Source organism: Psychrobacter sp. Cmf 22.2 (assembly GCF_001921745.1).
In the GTDB taxonomy this organism is placed as follows: Bacteria; Pseudomonadota; Gammaproteobacteria; order Pseudomonadales; family Moraxellaceae; genus Psychrobacter.
This window is the reverse complement of the sequence record NZ_MRYA01000004.1, coordinates 26,472-42,583: the sequence shown is the minus strand read 5'-3', so window position 1 is coordinate 42,583 and position 16,112 is coordinate 26,472. Positions and strand designations below refer to the sequence as shown.

General features: G+C 41.8%; 12 protein-coding genes. 7 read left to right on the top strand and 5 right to left on the bottom strand.

Annotated features, from left to right (window positions below; genetic code table 11):
* Window positions 1-198 precede the first annotated feature (198 nt).
* Entirely contained in the window at window positions 199-2,427 is a 2,229-nt protein-coding gene (locus BTV98_RS08870) for a carboxy terminal-processing peptidase (RefSeq protein ID WP_075103423.1), read from the bottom strand.
* A gap of 504 nt (window positions 2,428-2,931) precedes the next feature.
* Between BTV98_RS08870 and nagZ the strand changes: the two genes are divergently transcribed.
* Window positions 2,932-4,017 (top strand): beta-N-acetylhexosaminidase, encoded by a 1,086-nt coding sequence (gene nagZ / locus BTV98_RS08865; RefSeq protein ID WP_058368075.1) that lies wholly within the window; start codon window positions 2,932-2,934, stop codon window positions 4,015-4,017.
* 105 nt (window positions 4,018-4,122) lie between these two features.
* Here the strand turns inward: nagZ and BTV98_RS08860 are convergent, their stop codons facing one another.
* On the bottom strand, window positions 4,123-5,811 hold the full coding sequence (locus tag BTV98_RS08860; protein ID WP_075103422.1) for an OmpA family protein: 1,689 nt from the start codon (window positions 5,809-5,811) through the stop codon (window positions 4,123-4,125).
* Window positions 5,812-6,210: 399 nt separating this feature from the next.
* On the bottom strand, window positions 6,211-7,728 hold the full coding sequence (locus tag BTV98_RS08855) for a hypothetical protein (protein WP_058368074.1): 1,518 nt from the start codon (window positions 7,726-7,728) through the stop codon (window positions 6,211-6,213).
* 791 nt (window positions 7,729-8,519) lie between these two features.
* Between BTV98_RS08855 and BTV98_RS08850 the strand changes: the two genes are divergently transcribed.
* The 6 genes from BTV98_RS08850 to BTV98_RS08825 all read left to right on the top strand — a co-directional run bounded on the left by BTV98_RS08850 (window position 8,520) and on the right by BTV98_RS08825 (window position 13,679).
* Window positions 8,520-9,128 carry a rhomboid family intramembrane serine protease gene (locus BTV98_RS08850; RefSeq protein WP_058368055.1) on the top strand — a complete coding sequence of 203 codons (609 nt, stop codon included), beginning with the start codon at window positions 8,520-8,522 and terminating at the stop codon, window positions 9,126-9,128.
* A 65-nt stretch (window positions 9,129-9,193) separates the two neighbouring features.
* The gene (locus BTV98_RS08845; RefSeq protein WP_058368054.1) at window positions 9,194-10,138 is read left to right on the top strand and encodes a metallophosphoesterase; all 945 of its coding nucleotides are present in this window, start codon (window positions 9,194-9,196) and stop codon (window positions 10,136-10,138) included.
* Window positions 10,139-10,247: 109 nt separating this feature from the next.
* Window positions 10,248-10,796 (top strand): 5-(carboxyamino)imidazole ribonucleotide mutase, encoded by a 549-nt coding sequence (gene purE, locus BTV98_RS08840; RefSeq protein ID WP_058368053.1) that lies wholly within the window; start codon window positions 10,248-10,250, stop codon window positions 10,794-10,796.
* Window positions 10,797-10,973: 177 nt separating this feature from the next.
* A complete protein-coding gene (locus BTV98_RS08835; protein WP_058368052.1) occupies window positions 10,974-12,344 on the top strand; it encodes a 5-(carboxyamino)imidazole ribonucleotide synthase in 1,371 nt (456 codons plus the stop codon).
* Window positions 12,344-12,793 carry a DUF188 domain-containing protein gene (locus BTV98_RS08830; RefSeq protein ID WP_058368051.1) on the top strand — a complete coding sequence of 150 codons (450 nt, stop codon included), beginning with the start codon at window positions 12,344-12,346 and terminating at the stop codon, window positions 12,791-12,793. The genes BTV98_RS08835 and BTV98_RS08830 overlap by 1 nt, the downstream gene beginning before the upstream one ends.
* A 247-nt stretch (window positions 12,794-13,040) precedes the next feature.
* Window positions 13,041-13,679: an NAD(P)H-binding protein gene (locus BTV98_RS08825; RefSeq protein ID WP_058368050.1), complete on the top strand. Its 639-nt coding sequence runs from the start codon at window positions 13,041-13,043 to the stop codon at window positions 13,677-13,679.
* Window positions 13,680-13,856: 177 nt separating this feature from the next.
* Here the strand turns inward: BTV98_RS08825 and epmA are convergent, their stop codons facing one another.
* Window positions 13,857-14,879, bottom strand: a complete 1,023-nt coding sequence (gene epmA / locus BTV98_RS08820; RefSeq protein ID WP_058368049.1) for an EF-P lysine aminoacylase EpmA — start codon at window positions 14,877-14,879, stop codon at window positions 13,857-13,859.
* Window positions 14,880-14,947: 68 nt separating this feature from the next.
* Complete coding sequence (locus BTV98_RS08815) at window positions 14,948-16,075, bottom strand: 4-phosphoerythronate dehydrogenase (RefSeq protein WP_058368048.1); 1,128 nt, start codon at window positions 16,073-16,075, stop codon at window positions 14,948-14,950.
* Window positions 16,076-16,112 lie beyond the last annotated feature (37 nt).

Genomic DNA, 16,112 nt, shown 5'->3' with positions numbered 1-16,112 from the left:
CATCCAGCCTTATCATCCGTAATGAGCAATCCATCCCTGAAACAATTTATAAACAACCTACAAATACCAATCCCTAGTATCAAACATAGTATCGTCAAACTGTGCAGTGGGTCTATAATCGCAGATTGCCCTTCGCTTAGTAAGAGGTTGAAACGACATTATCTGTAAGCATATGCTTACAGATAATGTCCGAAGTATTTAGGGCTCTATCGTTGCTTGCAACTTTTCTTTAGGACTAAGTGTCGCTTTCGAATCCGCACTGAGCATCAAGTAGGCAGCCTCGCTGATAAAAGCTTCATCCTCCGGTAGCTGCGGACGTTCATCAGCCTTCATCTTGCTGCGCTCTTCAAATTTTGCATCCATGGCTGCTTGGTAGGTATCCCAATTGGCATACGGGCTCTTACCAGTCGCTATTAGACGTTTGTTTTCAGCTTGCAATGAGCGCTGCTCAATCAACTCCATCTTCGCTCGGCGACTATTTATATCCAAATCAATGGGCTTTTTTTCATCATCCATATCGCGTATGTCATTTAGAGTAGATAGATAAACAAACTGCGGATTTTGCTGTTGACGTATTTTAGATTGCTGGTTCAAGGTGGCAAGAGTGTCTGAAGAAAACTTACCTTCAGGCTTATATGCCGCTGTTTTAATAGTATCCCATGGTAGCGCTTTTTTCTGTGCGCGCTCACCAAAGGTAGCGTCATCATAAATATTGACCAGCTCTACATCAGGTACAACCCCTTTATTCTGTGTACTACCCCCTGTGATGCGATAAAACTTACGCTGAGTTAATGTTGCAGAACCCAGCGCTAGATTATCCAACTGAATTTGTGCAGAGCCTTTACCAGTTGTAGTACTACCAACCACTAGACCTCGGCCATAGTCTTGTATCGCTGCCGCGAAAATCTCACTAGCAGACGCTGAGGCTAAGTTTGTGAGTACCACTACCTTGCCATCATATAGCTGTTTACCACCATCATCATCGCGATATACTTGGACATTGCCACGGTTATCGCGTATTTGTACTAATGGTCCACTTTTAATAAATAACCCTAGCATCTTTGCTACTTCATCCAAAGAGCCACCTGGATTGTTACGCAGATCCACCACCAGACCATCGATATTTTCTTTATTTAGGGCTTTGATTGCCTTTTCAGTATCAACACTGACGCTACGATAATCCTCGCCATTGCGACGCGCACGATAGTTCAAATAAAAGCTTGGTATCTCGAGCACACCAATGCGCTTTGGTGTCTCATCAATGTTGGGACGTTGTACCTCTACGACGCGATGAGTGACTCCTGACTCTTCTTGCTCAATAATGTCGCGTACGACAGTAATAGTACGGGCGCTCGCTTCTGGCGTATTAGGCTGACGCACTTTTAGAGTCACTGAAGTGCCACGCTTACCGCGAATCAGACCGACAATCTCGCGCGTTGACCAGCCGACCACATCAGTCATGGTTTTGCCATCTTCAGCGATGCCGATGATGAGATCGTTGGGTTTGATTTGACCAGTTTTGGCCGCAGGTCCACCATCGACTAAAGTGACGATACGTGTATAGTCTGGGTTTTTTCGATCTGGACGAATAGAGACCCCAATACCTTCTAACTGTAAGCTTGACTGAATCTGTAGCTCCGTCGCCTGAATAGGAGCATAATAATTACTATGTGGATCATAAGTGAGCATGGCAGTATTTAGTACTGTCTCCATTATCTCATCGTCTTTTAAACGTGACATCTGCCCTTGTTGACGTGATAAACGGTTTAATAAAATCTCACTTGGCGTACGCTGATCATCACGTACTAAATCTTGACCACGAGTGATATCAGGGTTGTCTAAAAATATCTGCTCTTTGCCTTTTTCACTCTCTTTACCCAAAGAGATACTTATTAACTGAAATTTTAACTGACGCGCCCAATAGTCACGCTGGGCTTTTTTGGTCTTAAAATGTCCAAGTTTTTCGCGGTCGAGAATAATAGTCTCATCGCTTGTCAAATCAAGATCCGTTTTTAGCATTCTTGTGGCCATATCGAAGTACTCATTTGAGCGTTTGCGATAGCGCTCAAAAATATCGACACCAGCAGATAGATCGCCACGTTTGAGACGATTGCCAAACTCGCTTGCATATTTCTTTTTGAATTCATCAACATCAGATTGTAAAAACAACGTATGGTTTGGATCAAGACTGTCTATATACATAGACAAAATTTCACTGCCCATTTCACTATCAAGTGGTTGGTTTAAATAATGACTGCGGTCTAACAGTGCCGCGACTTGCCTGGTTGTAATTTTTTGCTCAGGAGTTTGGACGAAACCTTCAGTGCCGGTATCTGCTACTGCTGTACCATAGCTTTGTGTCAAAATAAGCCCAGCCACGCCAACTGACGCCACGCTGAGTAACCACTGTGCTGGTTGTTTTTTCATCATATGTACCTAGTTGTTTTAAGTGATAAAATACCTAAAATGGGACTTAAATTGTCTTATCAATGTATCTTAAATGAGTTTGTTAATAGAAAATACGTTTCATTCGATATTAGCATGGTCATTAGTTTACAACTGTCTCAAACTGTATAAACAATCTTACACGCTACGTCTGTACATACCAAACTTTCTATCGTCTTTATTGTACGTGCTATCATGTTTGTGTTAGTTATTTAACCGATGCCAGTTATGCATTTATGTTGTGGTCATAACTTTATACTTAAACGGTAACTACGATAAATGTGCTATTACCTATGCCGTTTGCCGAATTATCTGCCGGATCAAAATAGGTCTTACGATCGATAACGGGGATGATATCTTAATAGAAGAAGACAGTTTTCAATCATATTATCCCGATGATGTCGTGATTAAACTAACCATAAAATCAGTAATCAATCACTAATCGAAATTAACAATATAAGTGCATAGCACTCTAAGGATTTTGCCATGTATGGTGTCTTAATGATCGATATCGATAGCACCACATTGACAAACGAAGATGTCAGTTTGCTCAAACAAGCTCAAGTTGGGGGCGTAATTTTGTTTGCTCGTAATGTCGTAGATGCCGCGCAAGTACGCGCGCTATGTGACGATATTCGCTATCATAACCCTGATATTCTCATTGGCGTCGATCAAGAAGGGGGGCGCGTTGCACGATTACGTAATGGGTTTACACCGCTACCTGCTATGGGTAAGCTTGGCGAGTTATTTGATCATGATCCTACGCAAGCTTTAAGCTGCGCCTATGATTGTGGTTATTTGATGGCCGCTGAGGTGTTAGCAGTGGGTATCGATCTTAGTTTTGCGCCAGTACTTGATAGAGATGGAGTTAGTCAAGTAATCGGTGATCGTAGTTTTCATAAAGATCCCCAAGTAATCGTCGCTTTAGCCACGCAGTTTATGCGAGGTATGAGAGCCGCCGGTATGGCAACCACAGGCAAGCACTTCCCCGGTCATGGCGCTATCGCTCCTGATTCTCATGTAGCAGAAGCTATTGATGATCGTAGCCTTGATGAAATACTAGCAAGTGATATGCAGCCTTTTGCTCAGACACTACCGTGGCTTGATGCCCTGATGCCAGCACATGTGATATTTTCGCAAGTAGATGATAAGCCTGCAGGCTTCTCTAAAGTTTGGTTACAAGACATCATCCGCGACAAGCTCAAATTTGACGGTGTTTTATTTTCTGATGATCTATGTATGGCAGGTGCGCAAGCGGCTGGCGACATTAGTGATCGTGTACGTGCAGCCATTAAGGCAGGTTGTGATATTGCTCTAGTGTGCAACGATCGTATTGCCGCCCATGAAGCAGCCAAAACTGCACAAGAACTGCCGTATCCTAATCAAAGCCGCATTAAAACCATGCGCGGCCAAGTGCCATCATGGCAAGGAGATATCGAATCTACTTGTAAACAGTTTGAATATTGGCAACAAGCCAAGGACAGTGTCCTAAAAACGTTCTTTAATGCTCAATCTAATGTATCGCTATCTCAAAGTGAGCATAAAGTACTAGACCCAACTGACTACAGATAGTTTTAATAAGTAAATAGTTTTTATCTTTAATAACGATATTTTGTACAATAAAAAACCGCCCCTTTAAAAGGCGCGGTTTTTTACATTAATGACCAAATTCAATTTTTATTGTGGATCTAATGCTGTACCTTGAGTAGGATCATCACTATCTGGTAATACATCATCGTTGTTGTTATCTAACGGGTTCAAATCTGGGTCTGGCATAGTAGCGTCTACACCGTTGTCATCACCATCCACCGTCATATCATCATTGTTGCTATCCAAAGGATTTAGATCTGGGTCAATAGAGTCGTTGGTAATTGCACCGCTCGCACCAGTATTATTTATTGTCGCTTCGTCATTGACAGAAAACTCGATACGGCGATTGCGGAAACGTCCTTGCTCGGTTGAATTATCAGCGATAGGATCACTCTCACCCATCCCTTTAGTTGTAAGCTTACTAGCGTCAACACCTTTAGAGACAAGATACTCTTTTACCGACTCAGCACGATCACGAGACAACTCCATATTATATGCATCTGACGCTAGGTTGTCTGTATGACCAATAATCACTAATTCGATGTTAGGTACTTCTTGAATAATATTAGCAGCACGGTCAAGGAAAGGTTTATTCACCTCTGGAATAACTGCTTTATCAAGCTCAAAGTTAATCACCTGAATACTTAAAGCACGAGCAACATCACGAGGATCTGGGTTTTCACCAAGATTGTCGACAGCAGCCTCTGCTGCAACTAAACTATTATCAATTTCACTTTGCAAGTCTAGTGGGCCTTCTGCTCTTATAGTCATTGCTGGAGCAGCTGCTTGTAAATCAGAGACAAGCTTATCAAGTACATCTGCATCAGCAGAGTTGACCACGATCTCATCGCCTTTGATAATCATACTGGCGTTTGGCACACTTTTGATAATTGGCAAAATAGAAGCCAATTGTGCTGCAGCTGGCATATCCGTTGCAAAGTTATCATCTACATCTGCACGGCACTTATCAGCCTCATTACCAAAGGTGCTACTCATAGCATTCATAACGGTCGTCTGCAATGTCTCATCACCAACATTCATACGGCAAGCATATAAGGTATTTGCCTCACCAGTAGCAATACGGATAGAGGCAGGTTCCGCACTAGCGGCTACTGCTGCTACCGCTTGACTATCATCTTCAGCTTGCTCTTCAGTAACGACTGGAGTTGCGACAGGTTCGGGGTTATCTTGACAGCCTCTTAATAATGCCCAAGCTAATGCACCTAAGATAATCAGACCTATAATAGGTAGCAAGGCTTTCATGAAACTGCCCGATTCTTCTTCTTTATGCTGTAGTGGCGCCATACTAGTAGTATCAGAAATACGTGTACCAGCGGCCCCAGCGCTAGCACCAATCATGCCAGCGGGAACTACCGCACTGGCCCAAGCGGGAATATGATGCTGATAATCAGCAGAATTGTCATTCAAGAACTGAGGTACAGGCGTCGTACCTGCTAAATTTTTGATTTCATGATAAGCAAGTGGTGCTGCCATAGCGACCAAACCACGTGCTGCTGTTGCATCGACGTTATGAGCGCCAGCAAGCTCACGAGAAATACTGTCACGATGCGAGCCATCAGTCCACACCCGATCATAAAAACTTTGATCATCGCGGGCTATATTTTCATTAGCAAAACGACCAAAAGTGTCTTTGTCTGCTAAACGCGCAGCAAAAATGGCATAAAACTGTTCTAGTAAACTCTTTTTAGCTGGAGACTGATCATCTCCTAGTACCGCTGGGCTAACTGTACGTGTCAAATGACCAATAATATCCATAATATACTCCCTCCAATCACTATTATTTTGTATATGATTAGTTCAAACAAAATGCAAAAACTAACTTTTATAAGTTTTCATATAAATGAATAATCTAAATAAAAAATATTAAACGCTTTATATGTCAATCAATTTTGATAATTTATTAACTACATTTAATTATTCATTTATAGAACTTAACTATCAAGTATTATATGGGCAATGTACAAGTCAACTCTACAAACGCGCTGTTGTGTAAATGATACATTAGGTAATTTTTGAGTTGTGGCGCGTAACCGTATCGCTATTACCGTACAGTTTATTAACACAAAGATAAAAATAGTATTAAAAACAGAAGTTATCGATCATATGACTTCTTGAGTTAATCCGTAAAATATACCTTAGTCGTCTGTTACAAACTTATTTGTCTCGAATGAGTTCCTTATCAACTGGCCTCTCATTACGTAGCTTTTCAGCGACGATAGTAGTATTGGCCAAATCATCAACCTCTGCTGTTGACATAGAACCGCCTGAAGTAGTAAACGAGCGATCATTGTTAGGCTGGCTGTTAATGTCCTTATTAGCATTGCTATTGTAGGGTATTGCTTCTATTGTATTATTGGTAACGTCACTTGATTGCTGAGCATTCTGATTAAAACTCATATCGTTATTTTGAAGGTCATTATTTTTAGGATAGGTATCGTCATAAGTATTGTTTAGGGGCATATTTTCATTGACAAACTGATTGTCACGATTATTCATCATGCTTATATCATTGTCGTTATTGACGATTATTTCGTCGCTATTCGCTAACGATAAGGGCGCAGCACTAGTGATCGTTGCTGTCGGTATTATGGTCCGTATATCAGTCAGCAAGCGCTGGAGCAATATGCCATCAGGCGCCTCTAAGTTAAGCTCAGCATTTTGTAGTTGTAATCGTGCAAAAGGAACTGAACGCAGTAGCGTAAATACACGAGGAAGCGCTTCTATATCGATATTAGATAAACGTTTAGCAACGCCTGGTTTTACTTCCAGCTCACAAGTACTTGCTTGCTCTCCAAAGCTGACATTCAATGCTTGCTTAAGCGCCTTTTGTAACGCTGTATCCCCCACAGTCGCTGTACAGTTATATACATCCCCACTGTCATCTATCACGATCAATAGCTCTACGGGTAACAACGTCTCTACGGCCGGCTCACTTATTGGCTCAACCGCGACAGGTGAAGTAACAACTGGCTCTACAGGTGCAGATGCAGGTGTTAGGTAATTAGGCTTAATAACTAATATCCATGCTAGCCCGATGGCGGTTAGTGCACCAATGAATAGCAAGACCTTTACTATCAGATTATTCCTTGGGTTACGAGTACGGCCTTTTAAACGACTCTCAGAAGTCTCTGAGTCACGATAGTCCGATGGATTAGCATAAATAGTATCTGTCGTATCGACTAAAAGGGGTTGTTTATCTAAGTTTATAGCGTCGTTGTCTGTGTCTTTTGGCACTATGACTTTCTCTGCCCATACTGGCAAATAAGATCTTACCGACAGTTGCTGTGTCTGTAAAAAAGCAGGTAAAAACTGCCCATTAGCTAAAATATTTAACTCTTGATAGATCAGCGATGCAGCATTGATTAATAGCTTTTGGGTGGTCTGTGTATCAACATGATGGCTTGTCGCCAATTCATCAATTAACCATTGACGCAGGCTTGCCTTTTGCCATAGCTGCTCAAACATCGTGATGCTTGAGATCTCAGGGCTCAAAGTTGCTGGTACTGATATGTTTTGATCAGCATGTAACAACTGCGTATATACATCAGGCTGAGCTAAACGTGCAATAAAAATGGCATAAAACTGTTCAAGTAAACTAACATGCGCCACGTTATTATTATTACCTAACACCGCTGTCGTTACCGTTTGGTCAAGCTGATCAATGATAGTCATAAATATTGCCTTTGAAGCGAGATAATATATAGGGGATTCACGTCAAAACCGATGTAATACAACTGAGATGAAATGGCCGTATTCTTAGTCATAGTAGCGCGCAGAAAATACTTATCTTGTTTGTATGGGATTATTAAGGTAACGATTTTATTTTGAACTGACTATAGTTAATTTGCTATAAAAACGATACAGCAAGACTGGTATAAATTTTTTACAGGCTCTGTCAGCGTAGACACAGCAATCAAGAAAAATTTATATCAGTTGTGCATCACGTTACAACGTATCGGTTTTATTCGGTATCGACTATATAGTAAAGGTAATAAAAGTAGCTTTTGTAAATATGGCTATAATATGCGCTATTGATTATTTAGTTAATCATAATTTTAGTTATTAGATTTTAAAAAAACCAAAATAGCTTTTTTCATTGAATGGTTATATCGATATTATACTTTTAAGCAAAACTAATTTTAAAAGTCGATAGTAAAAACCTATAAATAAACCCTAATGTCGCTCCTGCGGTCGATTTAAAAATATGATTTATGTACGTTAAATTAATTACCTATTCAGTATAATTTGTATACGTATGTAAATTCATTCAACCTATGGCCGTCTTTTAACTTTATAATCTGACCCATTGGTCGCTGTATCTATGATAGATGCTGATAATATGCATCTAATCTATCGTACCAAAACGTAATTTTTGACGTATATTAATCTCTAAAAGCACCTTGAGCTGTAGCAACTAAGCTTGCAACGTCTTTGTTTATCAGGCTTGGCCTAAGGATTACTCTTTGTTTAATCACACTACACTTATCATTATAGTCACAGTCATCGTAAGTTTATTAGCATGGCAAAATAAAACGCTGTTTAATCGATTAATTTTTTACCCACCAGCGGTAAGTAATGGTCAATGGTATCGCTTTGTCAGTCATGGCTTTATCCATGCTGATAGTATGCATTTACTGTTTAATATGTTTACTTTGTATTTTTTTGGTCGCGCTATAGAAGGGCTTTATCAGCCATTTTTGGGTGGATATGGGTTTGTGGCTTTTTATTTGTTGGCCATTATCATTGCAATGATACCAAGCTATCTGCAAAATAAGAAAAACGCCAGTTATTTAAGCTTAGGTGCATCAGGTGGCGTATCAGCGGTATTGTTTGCTTTTATTCTGTTGGCGCCATGGGAGTCCATCTATCTGTTTGCTATTGTGCCGATTCCTGCGATACTGTTTGCTGTTGCTTATGTGGCCTATAGTATCTATGCTGACAAACATGGTGGCTCTAATATCAATCATATGGCTCATATGTGGGGCGGTGCATTCGGTGTAGTAGCGACCATCATTCTTGAGCCACGAGTATTGCCACATTTTATTAATGCTTTACTTTCTCCTAGTTTTTAGCTTATCTAGTATATGGTGTCATTTACTTTTTAATCTCATTTACTTTTAGGTTTTGATAACGACTTATGATTATAGATGTTATTGGTGATATTCACGGTTATGCTGACAAACTGACGGGATTGCTTGGGCAATTAGGTTATGTCCATAACGGACAATACTTTGTGCCGCCAGATGGTCATCGTGCGCTCTTTATTGGTGACTTAATTGACCGCGGTCCTCAGCAAGTAGCGACCCTTGAGATTGCTTTTGCTATGTTAGATGCTGACGTCGCTGATATCGTCATGGGCAATCACGAATATAATGCAATCGCGTTTGCAACGCGTGATCCTAACAACCCTGAACGCTACTTGCGCTCACATGATGAAGTCCATACGCGTCAGCACGAAGCATTCTTGGCTGAAGTCCCCTTTGACTCAGAGCTACATCATTATTGGCTACAGCGCTTTTATGAGATTCCTTTATGGATTGAGACTGATTATGCCTGCTTTGTCCATGCTTGCTGGGATGTGGACAGTATGGCGCTGCTCAAACCCTTACTTACAGCCGATAACTGCCTAACCCCTCATGCGCTTGCAGTGACTTCAAAAGAGCACACCCCACCATTCGATGCTTTAGAGCGTGTGCTAAAAGGTGTGGAGACGCCATTACCGGATGGCATTGTTATTATTGACAAAGAAGGCACTAAACGCTCACGTGTGCGGGTACGTTGGTGGCTCGACAAGTTAAGATCGCGTACGCTTCATGAGATTGCCCGCGCACCCACGTCAGCACTGGCACAGATTCCAGTTGACGCTTTGGCTGAGAATATTGACTTTGCTATAAAAACTCATAAGCCTGTGTTTGTCGGACATTATTGGCTGGCAGGCGAGCCTGAACCGCTCAGCTCGCAGGTCGTTTGTACGGATTATTCAGCAGCGATTGATAGTGGTTATCTGACTTGTTATCAGCTCGATACCACTCAACCGCTACCTCTACAGTCTGCCAACTTTGTGCAATATCGCCCTCATTAAACCATATTCATTTAACGAATATGAGGATAATGTGAGTATTATCATTAAAACATGGCTTTACGGCTATAGCATAATTTTTGTATGATGGTCGTTTTGAGGATATCACATTATGAGTACCGTATTGGCGACCGAAAACCCCAATCCTATCTCCTCTCCTGACGGCCAGCCAAAAGTTGGTATCATCATGGGCTCACAGTCTGATTGGGCAACCATGAGCTGTGCTGCACAGTTATTGGCCGACTTCGGTATTGCTTTTGATTGCGAAGTTGTCTCCGCCCATCGTACGCCTGATCGATTATTTGATTATGCAAAAGGAGCCAAAGACAAAGGCTTACAAGTAATCATCGCTGGTGCAGGCGGCGCGGCTCACCTGCCTGGTATGTGCGCCAGTCAGACGCCACTTCCTGTATTTGGTGTACCAGTTAAGTCGTCTATGCTAAGTGGGTGGGACAGTTTGCTTTCTATCGTACAGATGCCCAAAGGCGTGGCAGTTGGGACCTTAGCCATCGGTACCGCTGGCGCTTATAACGCAGCCTTACTTGCTATTCAAGTGCTCGCTTTGCATGATAGTATCATCGCTGCCAAACTTGATGATTTGCGTCACACGCAAACCGATACCATCTTAGCTAGCCCTACACCTGGTATCATTAACGGCTAGATAACTTTGTATCACCATAACCACTCTTGTCATCCTTATCAAGATGAGTAGAATTTCATTGATCTACACTTGATATTTAATTTTAGATAGGTTTTACTGATCATAAGGTGCATATGTTGCACCTTTTCCTGTTTTAAACCGTTCGTTTTAATCCATTTTTAATTCAAAGAGTTTCTCATGACCACAGCAAACGCTTATCCTGTTACGCAAACTATCCATACCATCGGTATCTTAGGCGGTGGTCAGCTTGGTATGATGCTCGCTCAAGCTGCTCTGCCACTTGGCTATCAATGTGTATTCCTAGAAGACAACCCCGATTGTCCAGCCAGCCTTTATGGACAGGTATATAGCAGTGAGCAGTTAGATGAATTTATCGCTGCAGCCGATGTATTTACATTAGAGTTCGAAAACACCCCAACAGCGACGGTCGAGAAGTTGGCAAGCCTCGCAGCGGCGGGTAAAAAACAAGGTATGTTCCCACCACCAATTGCCCTTGATATCGCGCAAGATCGCTTGAAAGAAAAGCAGATGTTTAATGATCTTGATATCGCGACGGTACCTTTTATGGCGGTTAGTACGCAAGCTGAATTAAAACAGGCTTGCGAGCAATTAGGCTTGCCCATTGTCCTCAAAACCAGTCGCGGTGGTTATGACGGTAAAGGTCAATATGTCATCAAGCAAGACAGCGATATCAAAGCCGCGTGGCAAGATCTTAAAGATGCGGTCAGCGGTAAAGGCAGTTTAACGCCAACTCCAGCGCCCCTCATTGCAGAAGGCTTCGTGAAGTTTAGCCGGGAGGTCTCTATCATCGCAGCACGCTCTCAAGACGGCCATGTACGCTGTTATGACTTGGTTGAAAACCATCATCACCAGGGCATTTTGGCAAAGACCCAAGCACCTGCCGTTGGTACCAGCCACATATTTAATCAAGCAAAACAAGCCATCACTACGGTCATGAACCATTTAGGTTATGTGGGGGTTATGGCACTAGAATTGTTCGTTGCCAAAGACGCGCGCGGTCATGATTATTTGCTTGCTAACGAGATTGCACCACGCGTACATAACTCTGGGCACTGGAGCATTGAAGGCGCTATCACTAGTCAATTTGAAAACCATATCCGTGCGGTCGTTAATTTACCTTTAGGCGATACTGACAACGTTCACCCTGCAATTATGGTCAACGTACTAGGACAGTATCCTGATATCAGTGACGTATTGGCTATTGATGGTGTCCATTATCATAGTTACCACAAAGCTGAGCGTGAAGATCGCAAGATTGCTCACATTACCTTGATGCCCAACGATGTTATCAATCTAGAGCCAGCATTGGCCAAACTGGTGGCAATATTACCTAACAAGGTTGGCTTGGACAAAAACCATGCGAGTGTTGTAACGCAGCAAAATGAGCCAAATGAAAGTGTTACAGAGCTTGATAATGCAAGCGACACAGCCAATACTGACACTGAAAGCACTGTTTTAGCAAATAAAGACAGTCAAATAGATGATGCAATCAATGTTAAAGCAAAGACAGAAAAGGCTAACAAATAATGCAAATTTGGGTGGATGCTGATTCGGTACCATTAATTGCTAAAGACTTAATTGTCAAAACTGCTGAGCGTACGCAAACGTTGGCAATATTTGTTGCCAATCAGCCTATTAAACTACGTAAGTCACCGCTGCTCGTCATGACAGTGGTGCCATCGGGGTTTGATAAAGCTGATGACTATATCGTAGAACAAATACAACCAGGCGATTTGGCCATCACCAGTGATATCCCTTTAGCCAATGACATTTTGGACAAAGGTGGCATGGTTTTGACAACACGCGGTATGATCTACGATAAAAACAATATCAAACAAAAGCTCAATATGCGCGACTTTATGGATACCATGCGCGGTACTGGCGTCTTAGAGCTGCAAGAAATGAGCGGGCAAAAACCTTATGGCGATCGCGACAAAAAAGATTTTGCCGATGGATTAAACAAACTGGTACGTTAACTTTTAGATTTTCCCATCTCATTTCTCTTGCAAATCATTCTCCTTGCAAACCGTATACACTCTATAACTAAACACTATGCAACTGGCACGCTTCATAACGAAGTGTGCTACCTATTCTTGTTACCGTATATACAGTTTTTAGTACTTACTTTTAATACTTATATTTAATATGAAGTCTTTGAATAAAAAGTATTTTTATTATAAAAATTTATAACATAACGACAATACGAACAAAATAGGAAAGATTATGAAAATTTTAGTGATAGGTGCAAGTGGTCGCGTTGGTAGTGATCTGGTTGAGCAGTTATTAGCTGATAACCATCAAGTGGTCGGTACTACTCGTCAAGATAAAAAACTTTTTAATGATGATAATTACACGCAGTTAGATTTGGATATTACCGCAGAGAAAGATGCTATCCAAAACCAAATTGCTGATGATATCGAAGCAGTATATTTTGTAGCAGGTTCTGGCGGTAAGGGTGTGTTAGAAGTTGATTTGCATGGTGCAGTCAAGACCATACAAGCTGTAGAAGACAAAGGTATCAAGCGCTATATTATGCTAAGTACGGTATTTTCACTGGATACCAGCAAATGGGACAACCCTGCCATCGCAGAATTAAAAGACTATTACATTGCCAAGCATTACGCAGATCAGTGGCTAGTCAATAACAGTACGCTCGACTACACTATCGTGCAGGCTGGTGCTTTAAAAGAGCGTACAGGTACTGGTAAAATCGCTGTAAACAGTACTGAGGCTGGTGAAAATGCCATTGAGGACGTTGCCGCTACGTTAGTTGCAGTATTAAATGCCGATAATAACAATAAGCAAGTCTTTAGTATGCAAAATGGTGACACTGCTATTAGTGATGCTATTGCAAAATTATAGTGGAGCACAACGCTACCATAGTTCAAACGATAAAAAAGCGAGTAAGCCACAAGGTTTGCTCGCTTTAACTTTGGAACACTTTATAAGATAATTTTATTATTAAAAGCTAGAGCAACGAAAGGGATTGTGACATATCAAACTAGCAGCAAGGCTACTTATTATCTAGGCTAATTGGTGCTAGGCTAAATCGCTTGGAAAAGTAATGACTTCTTCTAAGCTAGTTGCTCCTGTTAGCACCATAAGTAGCCTATCTAAACCCAACGCAATACCGCTACACGCTGGTAAGTCATCGCAAGCAGCGAGCAGATGCTCATCGATAGGCATGTTCGGTAAGCCATGACGCTGACGCAATAGATTGTCTTGTTCAAAACGCTGCTGTAATGCTGTCCCGTCTGCCAGCTCATCATAGGCATTGGCAATCTCAATCCCATTGATATATAGCTCAAAGCGTTTGGCAACTAGATTGCCGTCTTTGTCTAAATCGGTCTTAGCGAGTGCCGCCGTTGCAGGTGGATAGTCGATAATTAACGTCGGCAACTCATGCCCTAGATTTGGCTCGACAGCATGACTGAATAGTAAATCCAACCACCCTTGCCGACTATCCTCTTTATTATCTATATCAGTACTGAAATCAAAACCTGTCAAACCTTTATCTTCTGCGACCGCTTCCAGTGCTTCTATACTGGCTGTCAAAGGATGGATACCTACAAAGTCCATAAACGCATCGACATAACGATAATGATTCATAACTACCGGATAGCCATATAATGCCTCTAACAATTGTCCCAGCTCATCAGCCAAATCTGTCAGGCTGTAATCTGGCCGATACCATTCAAGCATGGTGAATTCAATATTATGCCGCGCCCCTATCTCATTATCGCGAAATACAGAACAAATCTGATAAATAGGCACCTGCCAGCTGGCAAGAAGACGCTTCATTGCAAACTCAGGCGAAGTATGTAGATAATAAGTACGTGGCCTATCTTGATAAGTTACTTGCGCAGCCACTGATTGCAAAAAAGTATCAGTATTACCTGCTTGCGATAGCAGTGGCGTCTGTACTTCAAGCACTTGACGCGTTGTGAAAAACTGACGGATATCACTAAGCAGTTTTGCGCGCTTTTGCGCCATTGCAAGTGTCATAGTTGGGGCGTAGGTAGGCTTAGAAGTATGGGTAAAGGTATTAATTGACTGATTCATTACTATCCAACATGGTTTATGAACAATATGTTTGATCAACGTGTTTTTAAGTTTAATATTTTTAGGATTTAAAACTGCCACTCACGGCGCAAATGATAATCACGACGCAGCTGGTCAAAGTTCGCGCCACTCACCTGTCCATTAGTTACTTTTTCGCGCAGCTCTCTATCATCTTGTATGATGTCATAAAACTTCACCAGCCTATCTGGGTAAGCTTTAAGCTCAGACCATAGATACATATTGACTGGTAATAGCTGCTGCATAGCTTGTGTAGGCGTGACCGCAAATTCTTCACATAATGCATCATAAACCATCTGCGTACCGCGCAGCTTACCTTCTAAGGTATAACCGGCGATATGCGGTGTGGCGATAGCCAGTTTCGATAGTAACTGTTCAGATACTTGCGGCTCATGCTCAAACACATCGAGCACTACTTGGCGCTTATTATTCTCGATGTCGGCTTGTAATGCTGCTGAATCGATAACTGGTCCACGTGCACTATTAATGAGCAAAGTTTCTGACGGCATGGCATCTAACGCAGTTTTATTAATTAGGTGCCACGTAGGATAATCGCTACCACTTGGATTATTATTCGCTTTTTTGTCAGTCAATGGTACATGTAAGCTAATAACATCGCTTTTGCTAATGACTTGCGCAAAGCTGGCATTATTGATATTCGATGCAGGTAATAGCGGATCATAACCCAATACTTGCCAGCCAAGATCAGTAGCGTATTGCGCCAGTATGCGGCCAATATTACCAAGCCCGATAATACCCAATATCGGTGGCGTCAATGGCTGCTGCCAGTACTCTGGGCGCAAGGTTAAAATAGCCGTCAATACATACTGCGCCACCGAATGCTTGCTACAGCCTGCTGCATTCGCAAAAGTAATATTTCGCTCTGCTAAATAGCCTTGGTCGACATGGTCAGTGCCAATCGTCGCTGAGCCGATAAACTTAACGCTTTGATTATCTGCTAACAAAGTTGCATCTACTGGCGTCACAGAACGGATTAATAAAACATCTGGTTGCAGCTCGGCAACTAACTTCGCATTGATATCTCGTCCAGCGACTTTGATGATATTGACCGTTCGATAAGTCTCTTGACCCAAAGTCTTTTCACTAAAAAAATCTTCAAGACCCGCGATATTTCCATCAGCAATGATAGTCAGATCGTGAGTAGCCTTAGATGTCATAGAATCAGTGCTTATAACATTGGACATAGATGAGCGC

Bases quoted from the DNA above. Each gene is read 5' to 3' on its own strand.
- BTV98_RS08855 (WP_058368074.1), bottom strand. From the start codon at position 7,728: ATGACTATCATTGATCAGCTTGACCAAACGGTAACGACAGCGGTGTTA.
- BTV98_RS08860 (WP_075103422.1), bottom strand. From the start codon at position 5,811: ATGGATATTATTGGTCATTTGACACGTACAGTTAGCCCAGCGGTACTA.
- nagZ (WP_058368075.1), top strand. From the start codon at position 2,932: ATGTATGGTGTCTTAATGATCGATATCGATAGCACCACATTGACAAAC.
- BTV98_RS08825 (WP_058368050.1), top strand. From the start codon at position 13,041: ATGAAAATTTTAGTGATAGGTGCAAGTGGTCGCGTTGGTAGTGATCTG.
- epmA (WP_058368049.1), bottom strand. From the start codon at position 14,879: ATGAATCAGTCAATTAATACCTTTACCCATACTTCTAAGCCTACCTAC.
- BTV98_RS08830 (WP_058368051.1), top strand. From the start codon at position 12,344: ATGCAAATTTGGGTGGATGCTGATTCGGTACCATTAATTGCTAAAGAC.
- BTV98_RS08815 (WP_058368048.1), bottom strand. From the start codon at position 16,075: ATGACATCTAAGGCTACTCACGATCTGACTATCATTGCTGATGGAAAT.
- purE (WP_058368053.1), top strand. From the start codon at position 10,248: ATGAGTACCGTATTGGCGACCGAAAACCCCAATCCTATCTCCTCTCCT.
- BTV98_RS08870 (WP_075103423.1), bottom strand. From the start codon at position 2,427: ATGAAAAAACAACCAGCACAGTGGTTACTCAGCGTGGCGTCAGTTGGC.
- BTV98_RS08835 (WP_058368052.1), top strand. From the start codon at position 10,974: ATGACCACAGCAAACGCTTATCCTGTTACGCAAACTATCCATACCATC.
- BTV98_RS08845 (WP_058368054.1), top strand. From the start codon at position 9,194: ATGATTATAGATGTTATTGGTGATATTCACGGTTATGCTGACAAACTG.